Annotated in this window: 19 protein-coding genes and 2 tRNA genes; 16 read left to right on the top strand and 5 right to left on the bottom strand. The window is 63.1% G+C overall.

Annotated elements, in window-relative coordinates; genetic code table 11:
- The first annotated feature begins 91 nt into the window (after positions 1–91).
- The 16 genes from ftsH to L1F06_RS20095 all read left to right on the top strand — a co-directional run bounded on the left by ftsH (position 92) and on the right by L1F06_RS20095 (position 15,622).
- Positions 92–2,005, top strand: a complete 1,914-nt coding sequence (ftsH, locus tag L1F06_RS20170; protein WP_129483039.1) for an ATP-dependent zinc metalloprotease FtsH — start codon at positions 92–94, stop codon at positions 2,003–2,005.
- Between the two features lie 8 nt (positions 2,006–2,013).
- Positions 2,014–2,865 (top strand): dihydropteroate synthase, encoded by an 852-nt coding sequence (gene folP, locus L1F06_RS20165; RefSeq protein ID WP_129482926.1) that lies wholly within the window; start codon positions 2,014–2,016, stop codon positions 2,863–2,865.
- 13 nt (positions 2,866–2,878) lie between these two features.
- The gene (glmM, locus tag L1F06_RS20160) at positions 2,879–4,216 is read left to right on the top strand and encodes a phosphoglucosamine mutase (RefSeq protein WP_096825656.1); all 1,338 of its coding nucleotides are present in this window, start codon (positions 2,879–2,881) and stop codon (positions 4,214–4,216) included.
- A gap of 65 nt (positions 4,217–4,281) precedes the next feature.
- Positions 4,282–5,037, top strand: coding sequence for a triose-phosphate isomerase (tpiA, locus tag L1F06_RS20155; RefSeq protein WP_129482925.1), 756 nt, complete (start codon positions 4,282–4,284; stop codon positions 5,035–5,037).
- Positions 5,038–5,040: 3 nt separating this feature from the next.
- A complete protein-coding gene (gene secG, locus L1F06_RS20150) occupies positions 5,041–5,418 on the top strand; it encodes a preprotein translocase subunit SecG (RefSeq protein WP_003240564.1) in 378 nt (125 codons plus the stop codon).
- Positions 5,419–5,425: 7 nt separating this feature from the next.
- Positions 5,426–5,511: transfer RNA gene (locus L1F06_RS20145), tRNA-Leu, on the top strand.
- A gap of 97 nt (positions 5,512–5,608) precedes the next feature.
- A tRNA-Met gene (locus L1F06_RS20140) sits at positions 5,609–5,685 on the top strand.
- A gap of 129 nt (positions 5,686–5,814) precedes the next feature.
- A complete protein-coding gene (rimP, locus tag L1F06_RS20135; RefSeq protein ID WP_003240566.1) occupies positions 5,815–6,273 on the top strand; it encodes a ribosome maturation factor RimP in 459 nt (152 codons plus the stop codon).
- Between the two features lie 160 nt (positions 6,274–6,433).
- Complete coding sequence (nusA, locus tag L1F06_RS20130; protein WP_003240569.1) at positions 6,434–7,915, top strand: transcription termination factor NusA; 1,482 nt, start codon at positions 6,434–6,436, stop codon at positions 7,913–7,915.
- A 27-nt stretch (positions 7,916–7,942) separates the two neighbouring features.
- Complete coding sequence (infB, locus tag L1F06_RS20125) at positions 7,943–10,429, top strand: translation initiation factor IF-2 (protein ID WP_129484204.1); 2,487 nt, start codon at positions 7,943–7,945, stop codon at positions 10,427–10,429.
- Between the two features lie 112 nt (positions 10,430–10,541).
- Entirely contained in the window at positions 10,542–10,931 is a 390-nt protein-coding gene (gene rbfA, locus L1F06_RS20120; RefSeq protein ID WP_003240572.1) for a 30S ribosome-binding factor RbfA, read from the top strand.
- Between the two features lie 2 nt (positions 10,932–10,933).
- On the top strand, positions 10,934–11,854 hold the full coding sequence (gene truB, locus L1F06_RS20115) for a tRNA pseudouridine(55) synthase TruB (RefSeq protein ID WP_129484205.1): 921 nt from the start codon (positions 10,934–10,936) through the stop codon (positions 11,852–11,854).
- A gap of 219 nt (positions 11,855–12,073) precedes the next feature.
- Positions 12,074–12,343 carry a 30S ribosomal protein S15 gene (rpsO, locus tag L1F06_RS20110; protein ID WP_003240577.1) on the top strand — a complete coding sequence of 90 codons (270 nt, stop codon included), beginning with the start codon at positions 12,074–12,076 and terminating at the stop codon, positions 12,341–12,343.
- A gap of 171 nt (positions 12,344–12,514) precedes the next feature.
- A complete protein-coding gene (pnp, locus tag L1F06_RS20105) occupies positions 12,515–14,623 on the top strand; it encodes a polyribonucleotide nucleotidyltransferase (protein WP_003240580.1) in 2,109 nt (702 codons plus the stop codon).
- A gap of 396 nt (positions 14,624–15,019) precedes the next feature.
- On the top strand, positions 15,020–15,370 hold the full coding sequence (locus L1F06_RS20100) for a BON domain-containing protein (RefSeq protein ID WP_003240582.1): 351 nt from the start codon (positions 15,020–15,022) through the stop codon (positions 15,368–15,370).
- Positions 15,371–15,424: 54 nt separating this feature from the next.
- Positions 15,425–15,622 (top strand): CsbD family protein, encoded by a 198-nt coding sequence (locus tag L1F06_RS20095; protein ID WP_003240584.1) that lies wholly within the window; start codon positions 15,425–15,427, stop codon positions 15,620–15,622.
- A gap of 153 nt (positions 15,623–15,775) precedes the next feature.
- Here L1F06_RS20095 and L1F06_RS20090 read toward each other — a convergent pair whose 3' ends face one another.
- The 5 genes from L1F06_RS20090 to L1F06_RS20070 all read right to left on the bottom strand — a co-directional run bounded on the left by L1F06_RS20090 (position 15,776) and on the right by L1F06_RS20070 (position 21,712).
- Positions 15,776–16,078: a DUF2845 domain-containing protein gene (locus tag L1F06_RS20090; protein WP_129484206.1), complete on the bottom strand. Its 303-nt coding sequence runs from the start codon at positions 16,076–16,078 to the stop codon at positions 15,776–15,778.
- Between the two features lie 13 nt (positions 16,079–16,091).
- The gene (locus L1F06_RS20085; RefSeq protein ID WP_129484207.1) at positions 16,092–16,388 is read right to left on the bottom strand and encodes a DUF2845 domain-containing protein; all 297 of its coding nucleotides are present in this window, start codon (positions 16,386–16,388) and stop codon (positions 16,092–16,094) included.
- On the bottom strand, positions 16,385–19,267 hold the full coding sequence (locus L1F06_RS20080; RefSeq protein WP_129484208.1) for a DUF748 domain-containing protein: 2,883 nt from the start codon (positions 19,265–19,267) through the stop codon (positions 16,385–16,387). Before L1F06_RS20080 ends, L1F06_RS20085 begins: the two co-directional genes overlap by 4 nt.
- 104 nt (positions 19,268–19,371) lie before the next feature.
- Complete coding sequence (locus L1F06_RS20075) at positions 19,372–20,388, bottom strand: class I SAM-dependent rRNA methyltransferase (protein WP_129484209.1); 1,017 nt, start codon at positions 20,386–20,388, stop codon at positions 19,372–19,374.
- A gap of 142 nt (positions 20,389–20,530) precedes the next feature.
- Complete coding sequence (locus tag L1F06_RS20070; protein ID WP_252576689.1) at positions 20,531–21,712, bottom strand: acetyl-CoA C-acetyltransferase; 1,182 nt, start codon at positions 21,710–21,712, stop codon at positions 20,531–20,533.
- Positions 21,713–21,750 lie beyond the last annotated feature (38 nt).

Here is a 21,750-nt window from a genome sequence, read left to right as displayed (position 1 = left end):
GTTTGGTGTAAGTTAGTCGGTATATCACTGGTCGTCATGGGAAGCCCGCTTCGCCACGAGGCCTGCTTCAGAGGGTAGCTAATTGAACGACATGGCAAAGAATCTGATCCTGTGGCTGATCATCGCGGCGGTACTGGTTACCGTGATGAACAACTTCTCCAGCCCGAGCGAGCCGCAGACCCTGAGCTACTCGCAATTCATCGAGCAGGTGAAGGAAGGGCGCGTCGAGCGCGTCACCGTCGATGGTTACGTGATCACCGGCAAGCGCACCGACGGCGAAGGCTTCAAGACCATCCGCCCGGCGATTCAGGACGGTGGCCTGATCGGTGACCTGATCGACAACAACGTGGTCATCGAAGGCAAGCAGCCCGAGCAGCAGAGCATCTGGACCCAGCTGCTGGTGGCCAGCTTCCCGATTCTTGTGATCATTGCTGTGTTCATGTTCTTCATGCGCCAGATGCAGGGCGGCGCTGGTGGCAAGGGCGGGCCGATGAGCTTCGGCAAGTCCAAGGCGCGCCTGCTCTCCGAAGACCAGGTCAAGACCACCTTCGCCGACGTCGCCGGTTGCGACGAGGCCAAGGAAGAGGTCAGCGAGCTGGTGGAATTTCTTCGCGATCCGGGCAAGTTCCAGCGCCTGGGTGGCCGCATCCCGCGTGGCGTGCTGATGGTCGGCTCGCCGGGTACCGGCAAGACGCTGCTGGCCAAGGCCGTGGCCGGCGAAGCGAAAGTGCCGTTCTTCACCATTTCCGGTTCCGACTTCGTCGAGATGTTCGTCGGCGTCGGTGCCAGCCGCGTGCGCGACATGTTCGACCAGGCCAAGAAGCACGCGCCGTGCATCATCTTCATCGACGAGATCGATGCCGTCGGTCGCCATCGTGGCGCCGGCATGGGCGGCGGTCACGACGAGCGTGAGCAGACCCTCAACCAGCTGCTGGTGGAGATGGATGGCTTCGAGATGAACGACGGCATCATCGTCATCGCAGCCACCAACCGTCCGGACGTTCTGGACCCGGCGCTGCTGCGTCCCGGCCGCTTCGACCGTCAGGTGGTGGTCGGCCTGCCGGATATCCGCGGTCGCGAACAGATTCTGAAAGTGCACATGCGCAAGGTGCCGATGGGCGACGACGTCAATCCGGCGGTCATCGCACGCGGTACCCCGGGTTTCTCCGGTGCCGATCTGGCCAATCTGGTCAACGAAGCCTCGCTGTTCGCCGCTCGTGCTGGCAAGCGCCTGGTGGAGATGAAGGAATTCGAGCTCGCCAAAGACAAGATCATGATGGGCGCCGAGCGCAAGACCATGGTCATGTCCGACAAGGAGAAGCTCAACACCGCGTTCCACGAGGCGGGCCACGCCATCGTCGGTCGTCTGGTGCCCGAGCACGATCCGGTCTACAAGGTTTCCATCATTCCGCGCGGTCGTGCCCTGGGCGTGACCATGTTCCTGCCGGAAGAGGATCGCTACAGCCTCAGCAAGCGCGCCCTGATCAGTCAGATCTGCTCGCTGTTCGGTGGCCGTATCGCCGAGGAAATGACCCTGGGCTTCGATGGTGTCACCACCGGTGCATCCAACGACATCATGCGCGCCACGCAGCTGGCCAAGAACATGGTCACCAAGTGGGGCCTGTCCGAGAAGCTCGGCCCGCTGATGTATGCCGAAGAAGAGGGCGAAGTGTTCCTCGGTCGTAGCATGGGCAGCCAGCACAGCAATGTGTCCGGTGAAACCGCCAAGCAGATCGACGAAGAGGTGCGCCGCATCATCGACGAGTGCTACGCCACCGCCAAAAAGCTGCTGGTGGAAAACCGCGACAAGCTCGACGCCATGGCCGAAGCGCTGATGAAGTACGAAACCATCGACGCCGAGCAGATCGACGACATCATGAACGGTCGCGAGCCGCGCGAACCGCGTGGTTGGGACGGTGGCGGCGACTCCGGTGCCCCGCAGGCCAAAGTCGACGAGGTTGATCGTCCCGAGAAGCCCATTGGCGGGCCGGCGGCCGAGCACTAAGGTCGTCTATGTTCGAACGGCAATACCCGAGCCGGCTGCCCTGTGGCAGCCGGCTTCTTGATTTGTCCCGTCCGCAAGTGATGGGCATCCTCAACGTCACGCCCGATTCATTCTCCGACGGCGGTCTCTTCGTTGCCCGTGACGCTGCGCTGCGCCATGCCGAGGCGATGGTCGCCGCTGGTGCGACGCTGATCGATATCGGGGGGGAGTCCACCCGTCCTGGGGCGCGCAGCGTTTCGCCGACCGAGGAGCTGGAGCGCGTGGCGCCGATGGTCGAAGCCATCGCTCGTGAGCTCGACGTGATCATTTCCGTGGATACCTCGACGCCGGCCGTCATGCGCGAAAGCGCGAGGCTTGGGGCCGGGCTGATCAATGACGTACGCTCGCTGCAGCGTGACGGCGCGCTGGATGCTGCGGCAGACACGGGTCTGCCGGTGTGTCTGATGCACATGCGCGGCGAACCGGGGACCATGCAGGACAATCCGCAGTACCCGGACATCGTTGTCGAGGTGCGTGATTTTCTCGTCGAGCGCATGGCGGCGTGCGCGACAGCCGGTATTCCCGCCGAGCGGATCGTGCTCGATCCGGGCTTTGGTTTTGCCAAGACACTGGAGCACAATCTCGCCCTGTTCAAACACATGGGCGAGCTCCTGGCACTGGGGAGGCCCTTGCTGGTAGGCGTTTCTCGCAAGAGCATGATCGGCAAGGTGCTTGGTCACGAGGTCGGCGAGCGGCTCTATGGCAGCCTGGGGTTGGCGGCTCTTGCCCTGACCAAGGGCGCGAATATTCTGCGTGTGCACGATGTTGCCGAAACGGTGGACGTGGTGCGCATGATCGCTGCGGTCGAGGCAGCGCAATAACAAGGAAAGCGTTATGGCTAGAAAATACTTCGGCACCGATGGCATCCGTGGCCGCGTCGGGCAGTTCCCCATCACTCCGGACTTCATGCTCAAGCTCGGCTGGGCGGCGGGCATGGCGTTTCGCAAGGAAGGCAAGTGCCGCATCCTGATCGGCAAGGACACGCGCATTTCCGGCTACATGTTCGAGTCGGCCCTGGAGGCCGGCCTCGCTGCAGCGGGTGCCGATGTGCAACTGCTCGGCCCGATGCCGACGCCGGCCATTGCCTATCTGACCCGGACCTTCCAGGCCGATGCCGGTATCGTCATCAGCGCCTCGCACAATCCGCATGACGACAACGGCATCAAGTTCTTCTCCAGTGAAGGCACCAAGCTGCCGGATGACGTCGAGGCGATGATCGAAGAGCTGCTCGACCAACCGATGACGGTGGTCGAGTCTGCCGGGATCGGTAAGGCTTCGCGGATCAACGATGCTTCCGGTCGCTATATCGAGTTCTGCAAGGGCAGCGTGCCCAGTGGTACCAGCTTCAAGGGGCTGAAGATCGTCATCGATTGCGCCCATGGCGCTGCCTACAAGGTCGCGCCAAGCGTGTTTCGCGAGCTGGGTGCCGAGGTGCGGGTCATCTCGGCGCAGCCCGACGGGCTGAACATCAACGACGGTTGCGGCTCCACGCATATCGCCGCGTTGCAGGCCGAAGTGGTGGCGCAGCAGGCCGATCTGGGTATCGCCTTCGACGGCGACGCCGACCGCGTGCTGATGGTCGATCAATATGGTGCGGTGGTCGATGGTGACGAACTGCTGTTCATCATCGCTCGCGACCTGCAGGAGCGTGGGCGGCTGCGCGGTGGCGTGGTCGGCACGCTGATGAGCAACCTGGGGCTGGAGCTGGCGCTGGCCGAGCTGAACATCCCCTTCGTTCGCGCCAAGGTGGGCGATCGTTACGTGATCGCCGAGCTGCTGGCGCGCAACTGGCAACTGGGCGGCGAGAACTCGGGGCATCTGGTGTGCTTCCAGCACACCACCACGGGCGATGCGATCATCGCCGCGCTGCAGGTGCTGATGGCGCTCAAGCGCCGTGGGCAAAGCCTGGTCGAGGCGCGCAGCGATCTGAAGAAATGCCCGCAGGTGCTGGTCAATGTGCGCCTGTCCGGTGCGGTCGATCCGCTCGAGCACCCTTCGGTGAAAGAGGCCTGCGCGCGGGTGACCGAGCGTATGGCCGGGCGCGGCCGCGTACTGCTGCGCAAGTCCGGTACCGAGCCGCTGGTGCGAGTGATGGTCGAAGGTGACGAAGAAAGCAGCGTGCGCAGCTATGCCGATGAATTGGCTAAGATTGTTGCCGAAGTCTGTGCTTGATTGAGCTTGCTACCGAGGGTGCTCTTGGGTAACATCTGCGCCCTCTTTGATCGACGAGGTAAAACATGCGTCGCCCCTTGGTCGCCGGTAACTGGAAAATGCACGGTACCCGCGCCAGCGTCGCAGAGCTGATCGAAGGGTTGCGTCGGCAGGAGTTGCCTGTCGAGGTGGATGTCGCGGTGTTTCCCTCCAGTCTGCATGTCGCGCAGGTCGTTGAAGGCCTGGCAGGCAAGGTAGTGAAAGTTGGGGCGCAAGATTGCGCAGCGCAGGTGGAGCAGGGCGCCTTGACCGGTGAGCTGGCAGTGAGTCAGTTGGTCGATGGCGGTTGCGAACTGGTGCTGGTCGGTCACTCCGAGCGTCGCCTGATTCTGGGTGAAAGTGACGAGGTGGTCGTTAGCAAGTTTGCGGCGGTGCAGAAGGCGGGGCTGACCCCTGTGCTCTGCGTCGGTGAGACCCGTGAGCAGCGTGAAGCGAATGCGACGCTGGGTGTGGTGGGTGGTCAGTTGGCGGCGGTGATAGACGCTCTTGGCGTCCAGGCCCTGAACAACGCCGTTGTCGCTTATGAGCCTGTCTGGGCCATTGGCACCGGGTTGACCGCTACGCCCGAGCAGGCTCAGGAAGTCCATGCAGCTATCCGCGCGCAGGTCGCGCAGCTGGATGCGCAGGTGGCCAGTGAGCTGAGAATTCTTTATGGCGGCAGTGTAAAGGCCGCCAGTGCAGCCGAGTTGTTCGGCATGCAGGATATCGATGGGGGGCTTGTAGGTGGCGCCTCTCTGAATGCGGATGAATTCGGTGCGATCTGTCGCGCTGCAGGAAACTGAAGAATGCTGGAAACAGTCATTGTTGTTCTGCACCTGCTGGGTGCGATCGGTGTAGTGGTTCTGGTGCTGTTGCAGCAGGGCAAGGGTGCTGATGCTGGCGCCTCTTTCGGTGCGGGTGCTTCGGCAACTGTTTTCGGAAGCCAAGGTTCCGCTACCTTTCTGAGTAAGTTTACTGCTATACTCGCCACCGGTTTTTTCATTACTAGCTTGGGCTTAGCGTTCTTTGCTAAAGAGAAAGCTGATGCACTGAGTCAGGTTGGTCTGCCAGATCCAGCGGTTCTGGAAGTCCAGCAAAAGCCGGCGGTCGAAGACGTGCCGGTGCTCGAAGAGCAAGCTCCAGCATCCGATGCTTCGGATGTGCCGGAGGCTCCAGAGCAGTAACAGTTTTGCCGAGGTGGTGGAATTGGTAGACACGCTACCTTGAGGTGGTAGTGGCCATAGGCTGTAGGGGTTCGAGTCCCCTCCTCGGTACCATACTCAAGAAAGCCCGCAGTTCGCGGGCTTTCTTGTTGCTGGAGTGTTTGGTTGACCCTCGCCAGGGGGTGGCCGTATAATTCCGGCCCAGCTTTGACGCGGGGTGGAGCAGTCTGGTAGCTCGTCGGGCTCATAACCCGAAGGTCGTAGGTTCAAATCCTGCCCCCGCAACCAGTTTCAGCAGGCCCCTTTTCAGGGGCTTTTTGTTAGCTGAAAGACAATGTCCGCCGGTATTTCCGGTGGGTTGAAGGGATGGGCGTTTCGCCCATTTTTTATTTGCACAGCATGCACGAGGGCCGTTAAGTGTCGAGCAAGCTAGAACAGTTGCAGGCCTTGTTGGCCCCGGTAATCGAAGCGCTCGGTTATCAGTGTTGGGGCATCGAGTTCCTGTCGCAGGGGCGTCATTCGCTGCTGCGTGTCTATATCGATAAGGCCGATGGCATCCTGATCGACGATTGCGAGATCGTCAGCCGTCAGCTCAGTGGTGTGCTCGACGTCGAGGACCCGATTTCCTCGGAGTACACGCTGGAAGTTTCTTCTCCTGGCATGGATAGACCGTTGTTCACGCTTGAGCAGTTCGCGGCGCATGTCGGTGAGCAGGTGAAGATCAAGTTGCGCTCGCCCTTCGAGGGGCGTCGCAATTTCCAGGGCCTCCTCCGCGGCGTGGAGGAGCAGGACGTGGTGGTACAGGTGGATGACCACGAGTATCTGTTGCCGATCGATCTGATCGACAAGGCCAATATCATCCCCCGATTTGATTGAGATGCGGATTCTGCGTCGCTGCCGGGCTGCCGACTATCGGTGCAGCACGAGCGACACAGATGGCGCGAAGGTAGCGCGGCAGCGCACGGGTGTAGCGCCAATGGCGTGAACGTGACGCGGATTGCGCAGAACCAATGGATTGCGAAAGGCGAGGCGTACGATGAGCAAAGAAGTACTGCTGGTTGTTGAGTCGGTATCCAACGAGAAGGGTGTACCGGCCGGCGTGATTTTCGAGGCGCTGGAGCTGGCTCTGGCGACCGCCACCAAGAAGCGTTTCGAAGACGAAGTCGATCTGCGTGTGTCGATCAATCGTCAGAACGGTAGCTACGAAACCTTCCGTCGCTGGACCGTGGTCGACGAGTCCGAGTTCGAAGATCCGGCCTATCAGCTGACCGAGGACATGCCGCAGGCCGTTGAAGCCAAGGCCAAGATCGGCGATGTGCTCGAAGAGAAGGTCGAGTCCATCGAGTTCGGTCGCATCGCTGCGCAAACCGCCAAGCAGGTCATCGTGCAGAAGGTGCGCGAAGCCGAGCGCGCCCAGGTGGTCGATGCCTACCGCGAGCGTCTGGGCGAGATCATCTCGGGTACCGTGAAGAAGGTCACCCGCGACAACGTCATCGTCGACCTGGGCAACAATGCCGAGGCGCTGCTGGCCCGCGAAGACATCATCCCGCGCGAGACTTTCCGCGTCGGTGTGCGCCTGCGTGCCCTGCTCAAGGAAATCCGTACCGAGAACCGCGGCCCGCAGCTGATCCTGTCGCGTACAGCGCCGGAAATGCTGATCGAGCTGTTCCGCATCGAAGTACCTGAAATCGCCGAAGGGCTGATCGACGTCAAGGCCGCCTCCCGTGATCCGGGTTCGCGCGCCAAGATCGCCGTGCGCTCCAAGGACAAGCGCATCGACCCGCAGGGCGCCTGCATCGGCATGCGCGGTTCGCGCGTGCAGGCCGTTTCCGGCGAGCTGGGCGGTGAGCGCGTGGATATCGTGCTGTGGGACGACAACCCCGCGCAGTTCGTCATCAACGCCATGTCGCCGGCCGAGGTGGCAGCGATCATCGTCGACGAAGATGCCCATGCCATGGACATCGCCGTCGCCGAAGACAACCTGGCTCAGGCCATCGGCCGTGGCGGTCAGAACGTACGCCTGGCCAGCCAGCTGACCGGCTGGACCCTGAACGTGATGACCGAAGCGGACATCCAGGCCAAGCAGCAGGCGGAAACCGGCGACATCATGCAGTCCTTCATCGACGAGCTGGAAGTCGACGAAGAGCTGGCTCAAGTCCTGGTCGAAGAGGGTTTCACCAGTCTCGAAGAGATTGCCTACGTACCCATGGAAGAAATGCTCAGCATCGATGGCTTCGACGAGGAGATCGTCAACGAGCTGCGTGCACGGGCCAAGGATCGTCTGCTGACCAAGGCGATCGCCAACGAGGAGAAGTTGGCCGATGCCCATCCGGCAGATGATTTGCTGGAACTGGAAGGCATGGACAAGGCGCTGGCTCTAGAGCTTGCGCTGCGCGGCGTGATTACCCGTGAAGACCTGGCCGAGCAGTCGATCGACGACCTGCTCGACATCGACGGCATCGACGAAGAACGTGCCGGCAAGCTGATCATGGCCGCTCGAGCCCACTGGTTCGAATAAGCGGTTGCGGCCTGAGGAGAAAGATGCATGACGCAAGTCACGGTGAAAGAACTGGCCAAAGTGGTCGACACCCCGGTAGAGCGCCTGCTGCAGCAGATGCGTGAAGCCGGCTTGTCCCACGACAATGCCGAACAAGTAGTGACCGATAGTGAGAAACAGGCCCTGTTGGCCCATCTCAAGAGCAGTCACGGCGACAAGGTCGAAGAGCCGCGCAAGATTACCTTGCAGCGCAAGACCACCAGCACCCTGCGGGTGGCTGGTAGCAAGACCATCAGCGTTGAAGTGCGCAAGAAGAAGACCTTCGTCAAGCGCAGCCCGGAAGAGCTCGAGGCCGAGAAGCAGCGCGAGCTCGAGGCTCAGCGTGCCGAAGCCGAGGCCGAGCGCCTGAAGGCCGAGGAAGAAGCCAAGCGCAAGGCTGAAGAAGAGGCCAAGCGTCAGGCTGCGGCCGCTACGAGCGAAGCACCGGCACCGGCAGCAGCACCGGCTCCGCTGAGCGAGCCGGTGGTTGCGGCGCCGGTCGTCGAAGTCGAGCGCAAGAAAGAGGAAGTGCGTCGCCCCGAGAAGGCGCGCAGCGACGAAGACGAGCGTCGTGACCGCAAGCACGCGCAGCATCGCCCGACCCTCAAGGAGAAGGCGCCGGCTCCGCGTGTCGCACCGCGCAGCGTCGACGAAGAGAGCGACGGTTTCCGTCGTGGCGGTCGCGGCAAGGCCAAGATGAAGAAGCGCAACCAGCACGGCTTCCAGGCTCCGGCCGGCCCGGTGGTGCGCGACGTGGCCATTGGCGAAACCATCACCGTGGCCGACCTGGCCCAGCAGATGTCGATCAAGGCCGCCGAAGTCATCAAGTTCATGTTCAAGATGGGCACCCCGGTGACCATCAACCAGGTGCTGGACCAGGAGACCGCTCAACTGGTCGCCGAAGAGTTCGGTCACAAGGTCAAGCTGGTCAGCGACAACGCGCTGGAAGAACAACTGGCCGAGTCGCTGAAGTTCGAAGGCGAGGCCATGTCCCGCGCGCCGGTGGTGACCGTGATGGGTCACGTCGACCACGGTAAGACCTCGCTGCTCGACTATATCCGTCGTGCCAAGGTGGCTTCCGGTGAGGCGGGTGGCATCACCCAGCACATCGGCGCCTACCACGTGGAAACCGACCGCGGCATGGTCACCTTCCTCGACACCCCCGGTCACGCCGCGTTCACCGCGATGCGTGCCCGTGGTGCGAAGGCCACCGACATCGTCATTCTCGTCGTCGCAGCCGATGACGGCGTGATGCCGCAGACCCAGGAAGCCGTACAGCATGCGAAAGCAGCTGGCGTGCCGATCGTGGTTGCGGTGAACAAGATGGACAAGCCGGAAGCCAACCCGGACAACATCAAGAACGGCCTGGCCGCGCTGGACGTGATTCCGGAAGAGTGGGGCGGCGACGCACCGTTCGTACCGGTTTCCGCCAAGGCCGGTACCGGTATCGACGAGCTGCTCGAAGCCGTGCTGCTGCAGGCCGAGGTTCTCGAACTGAAGGCCACTCCGACCGCGCCTGGTCGTGGTGTGGTGGTCGAGTCGCGCCTGGACAAGGGCCGTGGCCCGGTGGCTACCGTGCTGGTTCAGGACGGTACCCTGCGTCAGGGCGACATGGTCCTGGTCGGCGTCAACTACGGCCGCGTGCGTGCCATGCTCGACGAGAACGGCAAGCCGATCAAGGAAGCCGGTCCGTCGATTCCGGTCGAGATCCTCGGCCTGGATGGCACGCCGGATGCCGGTGACGAGATGATGGTGGTGGCCGACGAGAAGAAGGCCCGCGAAGTCGCGCTGTTCCGTCAGGGCAAGTTCCGCGAGGTCAAACTGGCTCGTGCCCACGCCGGCAAGCTGGAAAACATCTTCGAAAGCATGGGCCAGGAAGAGAAGAAGACCCTCAACATCGTCCTCAAGGCCGACGTGCGTGGTTCTCTGGAAGCCCTGCAAGGCTCGCTCAGCACCCTGGGCAACGACGAAGTACAGGTGCGTGTGGTCGGTGGCGGCGTCGGTGGTATCACCGAGTCCGATGCCAACCTGGCGCTGGCTTCCAATGCCGTGCTGTTCGGCTTCAACGTCCGTGCTGACGCCGGTGCGCGCAAGATCGTCGAGTCCGAAGGCCTCGACATGCGCTACTACAACGTCATCTACGACATCATCGAAGACGTCAAGAAGGCCCTCACCGGTATGCTCGGCAGCGATGTTCGCGAGAACATCCTGGGCACCGCGGAAGTGCGTGACGTGTTCCGTTCGCCGAAGTTCGGCGCCGTCGCTGGCTGCATGGTCATCGAGGGTACCGTGTACCGCAACCGTCCGATCCGCGTACTGCGCGAGGACGTGGTGATCTTCGAAGGCGAGCTGGAATCGCTGCGTCGCTTCAAGGACGACGTCGCCGAAGTGCGTAACGGCATGGAGTGCGGTATCGGCGTGAAGAGCTACAACGACGTCAAGGTCGGCGACAAGATCGAAGTGTTCGAGAAGGTCCAGGTGGCGCGCAGCCTGTAAGCGCGGCATCCCGATCACGCAACGCCCGGCCCCGCTCATGCGCGGCCGGGCGTTTGCCGCTTTTACGTCCGCTGCCGCCAAGGCATGCGGGCGAAGGAAAGGTAAGTAAGAAATGGCCAAAGATTACAGCCGTACCCAGCGTATCGGTGATCAGATGCAGCGCGAGCTGGCAGTGCTGATCCAGCGCGAGATCAAGGACCCGCGCCTGGGTCTGGTAACCATCACTGCGGTCGACGTGAGCCGCGATCTGTCCCACGCCAAGGTGTTCATCACCGTGATGGGCAAGGACGACGATGCCGAGCAGATCAAGCTCAACCTGGAGATTCTCGGCGAGGCGGCCGGTTATCTGCGCATGCTGCTGGGCAAGTCGATGAAGGTGCGCACCATCCCCCAGCTGCACTTCCACTACGACGCCAGCATCCGCCGTGGCGCCGAGCTGTCGGCGCTGATCGAGCGTGCGGTGGCGGAAGACCGCAAGCACCAGGACGGCAGCGAGGGTTGAGCGTGGCGCAGGTCAAACGTATTCGCCGCAAGGTCGACGGCATCATCCTGCTCGACAAGCCGCGCGGCTTTACCTCCAACGCGGCCCTGCAGAAGGTGCGCTGGCTGCTCAATGCAGAGAAGGCCGGGCATACCGGCAGCCTCGATCCGCTGGCAACCGGCGTGCTGCCGCTGTGTTTCGGCGAGGCGACCAAGTTTTCCCAGTACCTGCTCGATGCCGACAAGGGCTACGAGACCGTGGCGCAACTGGGCGTGACCACCACCACCGGCGACGCCGAAGGTGAGGTGCTCGAGCGACGCCCGGTGACCGTTGGTCGCCCTGAAATCGAGGCCCTGTTGCCGCGTTTTCGTGGAGAAATCAAACAGATACCTCCAATGTATTCGGCCCTGAAGAAGGACGGCCAGCCGCTGTACAAGCTGGCCCGTGCAGGCGAAGTAGTGGAGCGCGAAGCGCGTTCTGTTACTATTGCGCGCTTGGAATTGCTGGCCCTCGAAGGCGAGCAGGCGCGTCTGTCCGTGGACTGCAGCAAGGGGACCTACATTCGTACCCTGGTCGAGGACCTCGGCCAATTGCTCGGTTGTGGCGCACACGTCGCCGAGCTGCGTCGAACCAAGGCCGGTCCCTTCGAGCTGGCGCGTACCGTGACCCTGGAAGAGCTGGAGGCGGTGCACGCCGAAGGTGGCAGCGAAGCGCTCGATCGCTTCCTGCAGCCGGTCGACAGCGGTTTGCTGGACTGGCCGCTGCTGCAGTTTTCCGAGCACAGCGCGTTCTACTGGTTGCAGGGGCAACCGGTACGGGCACCGGAAGCGCCGAAGTTCGGCATGGTGCGCGTGCAGGATCACAATGGTCGCTTCATCGGCATCGGTGAAGTGAGCGACGACGGGCGCATTGCCCCGCGTCGATTGATTTATACCGGTGCGTAGCACGGGTGGAGACACGGGCCTCAAGGCCCGGACGGATTCTACCGGTGCGTAGCACCGAACGGTTCGGCCGAGAGGTCGAAACCTGAGGCTGGCGATACCAGCGTCGGGATTGCGAGGGTGGCTGTTAGTAGGCACGGTCATGCCTCTTTTTAAAACACGGGAAGCGATTCCCGGCCTATTGAGACTGCTTCGGCAGTTTCCAGATGAGAGGAAGCCAACATGGCACTCAGCGTTGAAGAAAAAGCCCAGATCGTAAACGAGTACAAGCAAGCTGAAGGCGACACCGGTAGCCCGGAAGTGCAGGTAGCCCTGCTGACCGCCAACATCAACAAGCTGCAAGGCCACTTCAAGGCCAACGGTAAGGACCACCACAGCCGTCGTGGTCTGATCCGTATGGTTAACCAGCGTCGTAAGCTGCTGGACTACCTGAAGGGCAAGGACACCACTCGTTACAGCGCCCTGATCGGTCGCCTGGGCCTGCGTCGTTAATAGACGCGAGCTGCACAAGTTGGAAGCTGGAAGTTCGCAGCGGCACCTCGGGGCTTACCCCGGAGTGCGGCTGCGGGCTTCCAGCTTTTGGCTTTTCGAAGGATGCATCGGGTCCGACTCCCATGCCGCTTTCAGATTTCCCCCAAAGGCAACAAAGAGAAGGAAAACACCGTGAACCCGGTAATCAAACAGTTCAAGTTCGGTCAATCGACCGTAACCCTCGAGACCGGCCGCATCGCCCGTCAGGCCAGCGGTGCCGTGCTGGTGACCGTCGACAACGACGTCACCGTGCTGGTCACCGTGGTCGGTGCCAAGACCGCCGACCCGAGCAAGGGCTTCTTCCCGCTGTCCGTGCACTACCAGGAAAAGACCTACGCTGCCGGCAAGATTCCTGGCGGTTTCTTCAAGCGTGAAGGCCGTCCGAGCGAGAAGGAAACCCTGACCTCGCGCCTGATCGACCGTCCGATCCGCCCGCTGTTCCCCGAAGGTTTCATGAACGAAGTGCAGGTCGTCTGCACCGTCGTTTCCACCAGCAAGAAGACCGATCCGGACATCGCTTCGATGATCGGTACCTCCGCTGCCCTGGCCGTTTCCGGCATCCCGTTCAACGGCCCGATCGGTGCCGCCCGCGTGGCCTTCCACCCGGACACCGGCTACCTGCTGAACCCGAACTACGAGCAGCTCAAGGCCTCCAGCCTGGACATGGTCGTCGCCGGTACCGAGACCGCCGTGCTGATGGTGGAGTCCGAAGCTGACGAGCTGACCGAAGACCAGATGCTCGGCGCCGTGCTGTTCGCCCACCAGGAATTCCAGGCCGTGATCCAGGCCGTCAAGGAATTCGCTGCCGAAGCTGGCAAGCCGACCTGGAACTGGCAGGCTCCGGCCGCCAATACCCCGCTGCTGGACGCCATCCGCAGCCAGTTCGGCGAGGCCATCAGCCAGGCCTACACCATCACCATCAAGCAGGACCGCTACAACCGTCTGGACGAGCTGCGTGAGCAGGTCATCGCTGCCCTGGCCGGCGAAGGCGAAGGCAAGTTCGCTGCCGACGAGGTCAAGGCCGCTTTCGGTGAGATCGAGTACCGCACCGTGCGCCAGAACATCGTCGACGGCAAGCCGCGTATCGACGGTCGCGACACCCGCACCGTACGCCCGCTGAAGATCGAAGTCGGCGTACTGGACAAGACCCACGGCTCGGCTCTGTTCACCCGTGGCGAAACCCAGGCTCTGGTCGTCGCCACCCTCGGCACCGCCCGCGACGCGCAGCTGCTCGACACCCTGGAAGGCGAGAAGAAAGACCCCTTCATGCTGCACTACAACTTCCCGCCGTTCTCGGTCGGTGAGTGTGGCCGCATGGGTGGCGCCGGTCGCCGCGAAATCGGCCACGGCCGTCTGGCCCGTCGTGGCGTTGCCGCCATGCTGCCGAAGGACGACGAGTTCCCGTACACCATCCGCGTGGTGTCGGAGATCACCGAGTCCAACGGTTCTTCCTCCATGGCTTCGGTCTGCGGTGCCTCCCTGGCCCTGATGGACGCCGGCGTGCCGATGAAGGCGCCGGTTGCCGGTATCGCCATGGGTCTGGTGCTGGAGGGCGAGAAATTCGCCGTTCTGACCGACATCCTCGGTGACGAAGACCACCTGGGCGACATGGACTTCAAGGTAGCCGGTACCGCCAAGGGCGTCACCGCGCTGCAGATGGACATCAAGATCCAGGGCATCACCGAAGAGATCATGGAGCAGGCCCTGGAGCAGGCGCTGGAAGCTCGCCTGAACATCCTCGGTCAGATGAACCAGGTCATTTCCCAGTCGCGCACCGAGCTGTCGGCCAACGCGCCGACCATGCTGGCGATGAAGATCGATCAGGACAAGATCCGCGACGTCATCGGCAAGGGTGGTGCCACCATCCGCGCGATCTGCGAAGAGACCAAGGCTTCGATCGACATCGAAGACGACGGCTCGATCAAGATCTTCGGCGAAACCAAGGATGCCGCCGAGGCTGCCAAGCAGCGCGTGCTGGCCATCACCGCCGAAGCCGAGATCGGCAAGATCTACGTCGGCAAGGTCGAGCGCATCGTCGACTTCGGCGCCTTCGTCAACATCCTGCCGGGCAAGGACGGTCTGGTGCACATCTCCATGCTGAGCGATCAGCGCGTGGAGAAGGTCACCGACGTACTGAAGGAAGGTCAGGAAGTGAAGGTACTGGTACTGGACGTGGACAACCGCGGCCGTATCAAACTGTCGATCAAGGACGTAGCTGCTGCCGAGGCCTCCGGGGTCTAAGCACGGTTCGCCGGTTCGAACGAGAAGGGCTCCTGCGGGAGCCCTTTTTTGTGCCTGATCGCCAGGCCTGGCGCTGCTTGTGTTCGCCTATTACCGAAGCGGCAGTGGCATGCGGTCTGTCTTGCCGAGGTGCTCGGGATCCATTGCCCAGGCGATTCGTCACCCGGTGTTCGCATTCAGGTACGGTAGTACCGAATAAATCATGCAAATTGCCCGGGAGATTTTCCCCAACTCGGCGAAATGCAATCAAAAGCCGGTTTTGCCATATCTATAAATTGCTGATTTATAAGGATTTATTCCTTTTCCGGAAACTGGCACAGCGCTTGCGATAGTACTGGTGAACCTGCAGCCAGGAGCTGGCTTGCAGATTGTCTGGAAAGTACAGGAGTCCAATCCATGAAACAGCCAATCAACCGTTTTGCCGCTGCCACTCTGACCGCCGCCGTACTGAGCCTGCCGCTCGCCTCGGCCGCGCTTGCCCAGCCGACCATGCTCGCAGCCAACGACACTATGGACAGTGCCGGGCAAGCGGTCTCCGATACCTGGATCACCAGCAAGGTGAAGTCGACCTTCATCGCTGACCAGAATCTGAGCGGGCTGGACATCAAGGTCGAGACCAACCAGGGCGTGGTGTCCCTGTCCGGTACGGTTGCCACCGATGCCGAGCGCGACCTGGCCATCGCCAAGGCCAAGGAAATCGAAGGCGTGCGTGACGTTTCCGCCGATGCCCTGAAAGCGGCTGACTAATCAACGAAGTGGCCGGCTCACGCCGGCCGCTTCCCCGTCACCGGGAGAAAGACCATGAACAGCGACATCATCAAAGGTAAATGGAAGCAGCTCAGTGGCCGCATCAAGGAGCGCTGGGGCAACCTCACCGACGACGATCTGAACGTCGCCGACGGTCACAGCGACTATCTCGCCGGCAAGCTGCAGGAACGCTATGGCTGGACCAAGGAAAAGGCCCAGCAAGAGCTGCGCGATTTCAGCGACAAGCTCTGAGCTCGGATAGCCTGGTAGGGATGCCGCACCAGCACGGATGGCTGCAGGTACGGACGCCGATCAGCATGGATAGCCAAGGCATGGATGCTCAAAGGCCCCGCCGGTGTGACCGGCGGGGCCTTGGTTTTTGTGGCCGGGCATGCGGGGCGGGGCTCATGAGCCGCGCTTGCTTCGTATCTCGCTGAGCCTGCCCCCCTCGAAACGCAGGAAGTGGTACATGCCGTTGTTCGGCCCGTATACCCATTCCTCGACGTTTACCTCGTTACGGAAACCATAGGCATCGACCACCTCCTTGTAGCCGAGAAAGTCGCGGCTGGAAGGCTCTCCACACTTGCTCAGCACTTCGCTGGTGGGCGCCGTCTTGCTGACCAGGGCGCTGCCGCAGCGATAGGTAGAGGATGCCTGGGCCGCCAGCGGCAGGCACAGCAGCAACATCAGGTAGTTCAGTTTGCGCATGGGATTCTCCCGCTCAGCGTTCGCGCCGCCGCTCGATGGCGACCAGGCGATTGCCCTCGAAGCGCAGGATGCTGAGCATGCCGTTGCTCGGGCCGTAGACCCACTCTTCGATCATGAACTCGCGGCGATCGTAGGAGCCCAGCGTATAACCGATGGGATCCTGGTGCATGGGGGCGCCGCATTTGCGCTCGACCTCGAACTTGCGATCCCCCAGGCTGACCAGCTGGCTGCCGCAGCGCAGGGTGTCGGCCCACAGAGCCGTGCTGAACAGGGCTGCGAATGGAATGACGAGCAGGCTGCGCATGTTCATTGGCTGTCCAGATGCAGAGCGGTGAGTACGCGCCCATCGGCTTCGGGCTCACCCAGGTTGACGTCGATCAGGTAGATGCGCTCATCGTACAGCCCACCCTGCTCGACCAGGTAATCCTTGATGGTTGCAGCGCGTTGCTGAGCCAGTTGGCGCAGCAGCAGCTTGCTCTGCGCCCAGGAGTCCAGCACCGCCTCGCGCATGTTCTGCGCGCGCAGCTTTTCGTCGAGCGCGGCCCACTCGGCCGGCGGCTGCTGCTTGAGGCGAGTACGGTAGATGCCTTCGAGCAGGGCGGCCTGCTCGTCTTCGCCCACTTCCAGTTCGTCGGGGCTGGCCGGAACCTTGTCGCCACGGCGCTGCAGCACCTTGTACCAGCCCTCGCGGAATTCGCGTTGCAGGCGCTGTTCGGCCAGCAGCGGGCCGTCGGCGCCCTGTGCGCTCTGGCCTTCCACCTCCAGACGCAGATTCGGGCGCTCCTGCAGCGCCTTGGCCAGGGTGTCGAGGGCCTGGCGGGCGTCGCCTTCCAACTGCGCCGAGCCGGCCGAGAAGGGCACGGTGCTGAGGTCGACGTCGCTGCCGCCAACCAGGCCGGCGATGAACTTGAACGGCGCCTGCGCGGCGCGCAGCACGAGGTTGCGCAGCGTCTGCCAGACGATGGGCATGACGCTGAATTCGGGGTTGTTGAGGTCGCCCTGTACCGGCAGTTCGATGGATATGCGGCCCTGGGTGTCCTTGAGCAGGGCGACCGCCAGGCGAATCGGCAGATCGACCGCGTCCGGGCTGTCGACTCGCTCGCCCAACTGCAGGTTTTCCACCAGCACCTTGTTCTCGGCGTTGAGCTGGCCCTTCTCGATACGGTAGTGCAGGTCCAGGTTGAGACGACCCTTGCGGATGCGGTAGCCGGCGAACTTGCCGGAATAGGGGGTGATGGTGGTCAGCTCGACGTTCTTGAAGCTGGTGGCGATATCCAGGCTGTTGAGCGGATCGAAAGGCGTCAGCTTGCCCTTGATGCTCATCGGCGCGTAGCGGTCCACCTTGCCCTGGATGTCCACGCTGGCCGCTTGCGGCTTCTGGTTGTCGAGCACGCCGATGCGCCCGTTCATCTGCTGAATGGCGGTGGCGAAGCTGGGCGTCAGGCTGAAGTCGGCGAAGTTGGCCGAGCCGTCATTGATGGCCACGCCGCCGATGCGGATCGCCAAAGGCTTGCCGGCATCCGCCTTGCTCTCGTTCGGTGTCGCCGGTTGCGGCACGATCAGTTCGCTGACGTTGGTGGTCAGGTTCTCGTTGATCACGAAGCGCGCATAGGGCTGATCCAGTTCGACGCGTTCGATGGCCAGACTTTGGCCATGTCGATAGTCGAGACCGTTGACTCGCACCTGCTTCCAGCGCACGAAATCGCGTTCGCGCAGGGTATCGAGGGTGTGCAGCTGATCGACCCTGGCGTTGCCGCTGACGCTGAGCGCCAAGGGCTCGGTGCTCTTGAGCTGCACGTCGAGGTCGCTGCCGAGCAGGCCGCTGCGCAGTTCGAGGCGAATGAAGGGGCTCAGATAGGCCTGCGCCAGGCGCAGGTCGATGTCCTGGGTGGCGACCTTGAGCTGTGCGCTGGTCGGGCTCAGTTGCACCGTACCCGACGCCTGCAATTTGCCCTGCCTGCCCAGGCCGCTATCGAGCCTGAGCTCGAAAGGCTTGTCGCCGAGGCTGTCGAAGTTCTTCAGGTCGAGGTTCAGCGGGCCGACATCCACGGCCACTTCCTGCTGCGGTACGCGGTCGGCCAGGTGGGCCTTGTAGTCACGCAGCTGTACATCCTGCAGCAGCACCTGCCAGGGCTTGCTCTCGCCGGGCGACGCCGCGGGCTTGGGCGCTTCGCTCTCGGCGGCGTCGGGTTTGGCGAACAGCTTCTGCCAGTCCAGCTGGCCGTCGGCCTCACGTGCCGCCCAGGCCTCCAGGCCCTGGCTGCGTACCTGGCCGATCACCACCTGTTGTTTGGCCAGATCGAGGCTGCTGTTGTCGATATCCAGGCGTTGCAGGCGTACCAGCGGCTTGCCCGACGGATCGTCGATGGCGAAGGGGGCCAACTGCACCTTGATCTTGCTCAGCTGCAGTTCGGTGCCCTTGGACAGGTCCAGTCGGTAGTCGCTGCTGAGATCGACCTCACCCTCCTTGAGCACCAGCGGCAGGGCGTCGCGCACGTAGGGCCAGAAGGCGCGCAGGCGGCCGTCGGTGATCTGCAGGCTGCCGCTGGAGGTGAGCGGGCTCAGGCTGACCTGACCCTGCCAGTCGACATGCCCGCCGTACGGGCCACGTGCGGTGAGCGTCATCCTGGCGTTGTCGCCAGCCAGGGTGCTGAGGTTGTGCAGCTCCACATCCAGCGCATCGTAGGCGAATTCCACCGGCTCGCTGGGGCGCAGGTCCTGGAAGTGCAGCGCCTTCTCGCGCAGGTGAAGGTTGTCGATGCGCAGCGGGAAAGGCTCGCTGTCGCTGTCCTCGTTCTGCGCCGAGCTTTCCGGCAGGCGGAACAGCTGCGTCAGGTTCAGCGTGCCGTCCTTGGCGAACAGCACCTCGGTGCGGGCGCCATCGAGTTCCACCTGCGCCAGGTGCAGTGCGCCGCTCCACAGGCTGTCCAGCTCGAGATTGGCGTACAGACGCTGGAAGCCCAGATGTTCCTGCTCGGCATCGCCGATGCGCAGGCCCCAGAGGCTGAGTTCGAGGCTGAACGGGTTGAGCTGCAGTCGCTGCAGCGACGCGGGCACCGTGGCGAGCTGCGCCAGTTGCTGATTGGCGATGCGCAGGGCCACGCCCGGCAGAATCAGAAAGCCGATCAGGCTGTAGAGGAAAAGGGTGATCAACAGGGCGCTCAGCGCGCGCTTCAGTCCTTTGGGCATGGCGGGGCGTCATCTATCCAGACGAAGAGATGCCTTGGAGTATGGCACGGCGGTTCGGTTCCGGGCGTGCCGCACCCCGCGCATTTTTCTCCGGCGGCGCCTGGCTAGAGCCTCAGGATCAGGGTTTTCAGCGGCGGCCTGGCGTCCGTGGATGGGAAATCGGCGGCGGGTGTCAGCACCTGGCAGTCGCGTACCGGGCGGCCGAGTTTCTCCGCGCAGCGCAGCACCTGCTGGCGCCAGTCCTCCAGCGCCACCTTCGCCAGGTTGTTGCAGCACACCAGGGTGCCGCCTTCTGCGGTGGCCAGCAGCGCCGGTTTGAGCAGGCTCTGGTAGTCGCGCAGCAGGTCGACCGTGCCGAAGGCGCTCTTGGCCCAGGCCGGCGGGTCGAGGAAAACCAGATCGAACTGGCGTGGTTGCAGGCGCGGATAGCTCGACAGCTTCTGCCCGCGGCGGCTGGTGATCGGCAGATCGGCCAGCTGACGGATGGCCGGGAAGTAGTCGGATTGAATGAACTGCATGCTCGGCAATTCGGGATTCAGCTCGCCGTTCTCGCGACCCACGGCCAGGTTGCCCTGAGCGAAGTCGAGGTTGGTCACCTCGCGTGCGCCGCCAGCCGCGGCGCACAGGCCGACGCCGCAGGTGTAGGCGAACAGGTTGAGCACGGACTTGCCAGCGCTGTTGGCCTTGACCCAGCCGCGGGCGTTGCGCAGATCGAGAAACAGCAGCGGATCCTGCCCGGCATGGCGGCCGCGCACGCGGTAGTTCAGCCCCCACTCGTGGCCGACCTGGTCTTCGAGGGCGGCATCGCTGGCCAGAAATAGCGCCGGATCGCGGTCGATGCGCGAGTTGCCCTGGGAGCGGTCGTTGTAGACCGGCAGCAGGCGGTGCCCTAGATGGGCTTCGACGCTGCTGGTGATGCTGTGCAGATCATCTGCCTGCAACGGCTGATGAAAGCTCTGTACCAGCAGCTGCGGGCCGTAGCGGTCGACGGTCAGGCCTGGCGCACCTTCCTGGCTGCCATGGAACAGTCGGTAGCAGTCGGTGCCCTGGGCATGCAGTTCGGCCAGAAGACTCTGGCGGGCGTCGAGGGCGGCGCGCAGCGCCTGGTCAAGAGAGGGCATGCGCGGCGTCTCGGAGAAAGGAAGGCCGGCAGTTTATCAAGAAAACCGCTCGCCTCAGCACCATGAGGTAGCCCGGATGCAATCCGGGGGGAGCCCGGGATGGGCTCCCCGGATTGCATCCGGGCTACGGTGTTCGGGTTGCTTAATTGCGCTCGATGGCCAGCGCCACACCCTGACCGCCACCGATGCACAGGGTGGCCAGACCTTTCTTCGCGTCGCGGCGGATCATCTCGTGCAGCAGGGTCACCAGCACGCGGCAGCCCGAGGCGCCAATGGGGTGACCCAGAGCGATGGCGCCGCCGTTGACGTTGACTTTGTCGGCATCCCAGCCCAGCTCCTGGCCAACCGACAATGCCTGCGCAGCAAAGGCCTCGTTGGCTTCGATCAGGTCCAGATCGGCCAGGCTCCAGCCGGCCTTGTCCAGGCAGCGGCGGGTGGCCGACACCGGGGCGATACCCATGATCGCCGGGTCGACGCCGGCATTGGCGTAGCCGGCAATCTTCGCCAGCACCGGCAGGCCCAGCGATTGCGCCTTGCTCGCGCTCATCAGCAGCACGGCAGCGGCGCCGTCGTTGAGGCTGGAGGCGTTGCCGGCGGTGACGCTGCCGTCCTTTTTGAACGCCGGCTTGAGCTTGGCCAGGGATTCGGCGGTGGTGCCGGCGCGCGGCTGCTCATCACGGGCGAAGGCGACAGGATCGCCCTTGCGCTGTGGAATCAGTACCGGGGTGATTTCTGTGTCGAAACGACCGGACTCGATAGCGGCCACGGCTTTGCGCTGCGACTCGGCGGAGAAGGCGTCCTGGGCTTCACGGCTGATGCCGTATTTCTCCACCAGATTTTCGGCGGTGATGCCCATGTGGTAATCGTTGAAGGCATCCCACAGGCCGTCGAGGATCATGCTGTCCTGCAACTGGGCGTGGCCCATGCGCAGGCCGGTGCGCGCCTTGGGCAGCACGTAGGGTGCCAGGCTCATGTTTTCCATGCCGCCGGCGATGATCACCTCGGCATCGCCGCAGCGAATGGCCTGGGTGGCCAGGTGCAGGGCCTTGAGGCCCGAGCCGCAGACCTTGTTCAGGGTCATGGCCGGTACGGCATGGGGCAGGCCGGCGCGGATGGCGGCCTGGCGTGCAGGGTTCTGCCCGGAGCCAGCAGTGAGCACCTGGCCGAGGATGACTTCATCGACCTGGGCGGCATCGAGGCCGGTCTGCTCCAGCAGGCGCTTGATGACGATGGCGCCGAGTTCGGGCGCGGGAATCTCCGCCAGGCTGCCCTGGAAGCTGCCGATGGCGGTGCGGGTGGCGGCGACGATGACGACGTCTTGCATATGCTGGTCCTCGAATCGGTTCAGACAATGACCGGAAA

Origin of the sequence: Pseudomonas hydrolytica (assembly GCF_021495345.1) — a bacterium.
GTDB classification, from domain to species: Bacteria; Pseudomonadota; Gammaproteobacteria; order Pseudomonadales; family Pseudomonadaceae; genus Aquipseudomonas; species Aquipseudomonas hydrolytica.
This window is presented reverse-complemented; position numbering and strand designations above follow the sequence as displayed.

Bases quoted from the DNA above. Each gene is read 5' to 3' on its own strand.
- ftsH (WP_129483039.1), top strand. From the start codon at position 92: ATGGCAAAGAATCTGATCCTGTGGCTGATCATCGCGGCGGTACTGGTT.
- folP (WP_129482926.1), top strand. From the start codon at position 2,014: ATGTTCGAACGGCAATACCCGAGCCGGCTGCCCTGTGGCAGCCGGCTT.
- glmM (WP_096825656.1), top strand. From the start codon at position 2,879: ATGGCTAGAAAATACTTCGGCACCGATGGCATCCGTGGCCGCGTCGGG.
- tpiA (WP_129482925.1), top strand. From the start codon at position 4,282: ATGCGTCGCCCCTTGGTCGCCGGTAACTGGAAAATGCACGGTACCCGC.
- secG (WP_003240564.1), top strand. From the start codon at position 5,041: ATGCTGGAAACAGTCATTGTTGTTCTGCACCTGCTGGGTGCGATCGGT.
- nusA (WP_003240569.1), top strand. From the start codon at position 6,434: ATGAGCAAAGAAGTACTGCTGGTTGTTGAGTCGGTATCCAACGAGAAG.
- infB (WP_129484204.1), top strand. From the start codon at position 7,943: ATGACGCAAGTCACGGTGAAAGAACTGGCCAAAGTGGTCGACACCCCG.
- rbfA (WP_003240572.1), top strand. From the start codon at position 10,542: ATGGCCAAAGATTACAGCCGTACCCAGCGTATCGGTGATCAGATGCAG.
- rpsO (WP_003240577.1), top strand. From the start codon at position 12,074: ATGGCACTCAGCGTTGAAGAAAAAGCCCAGATCGTAAACGAGTACAAG.
- L1F06_RS20100 (WP_003240582.1), top strand. From the start codon at position 15,020: ATGAAACAGCCAATCAACCGTTTTGCCGCTGCCACTCTGACCGCCGCC.
- L1F06_RS20095 (WP_003240584.1), top strand. From the start codon at position 15,425: ATGAACAGCGACATCATCAAAGGTAAATGGAAGCAGCTCAGTGGCCGC.
- L1F06_RS20090 (WP_129484206.1), bottom strand. From the start codon at position 16,078: ATGCGCAAACTGAACTACCTGATGTTGCTGCTGTGCCTGCCGCTGGCG.
- L1F06_RS20085 (WP_129484207.1), bottom strand. From the start codon at position 16,388: ATGAACATGCGCAGCCTGCTCGTCATTCCATTCGCAGCCCTGTTCAGC.
- L1F06_RS20080 (WP_129484208.1), bottom strand. From the start codon at position 19,267: ATGCCCAAAGGACTGAAGCGCGCGCTGAGCGCCCTGTTGATCACCCTT.
- L1F06_RS20075 (WP_129484209.1), bottom strand. From the start codon at position 20,388: ATGCCCTCTCTTGACCAGGCGCTGCGCGCCGCCCTCGACGCCCGCCAG.
- L1F06_RS20070 (WP_252576689.1), bottom strand. From the start codon at position 21,712: ATGCAAGACGTCGTCATCGTCGCCGCCACCCGCACCGCCATCGGCAGC.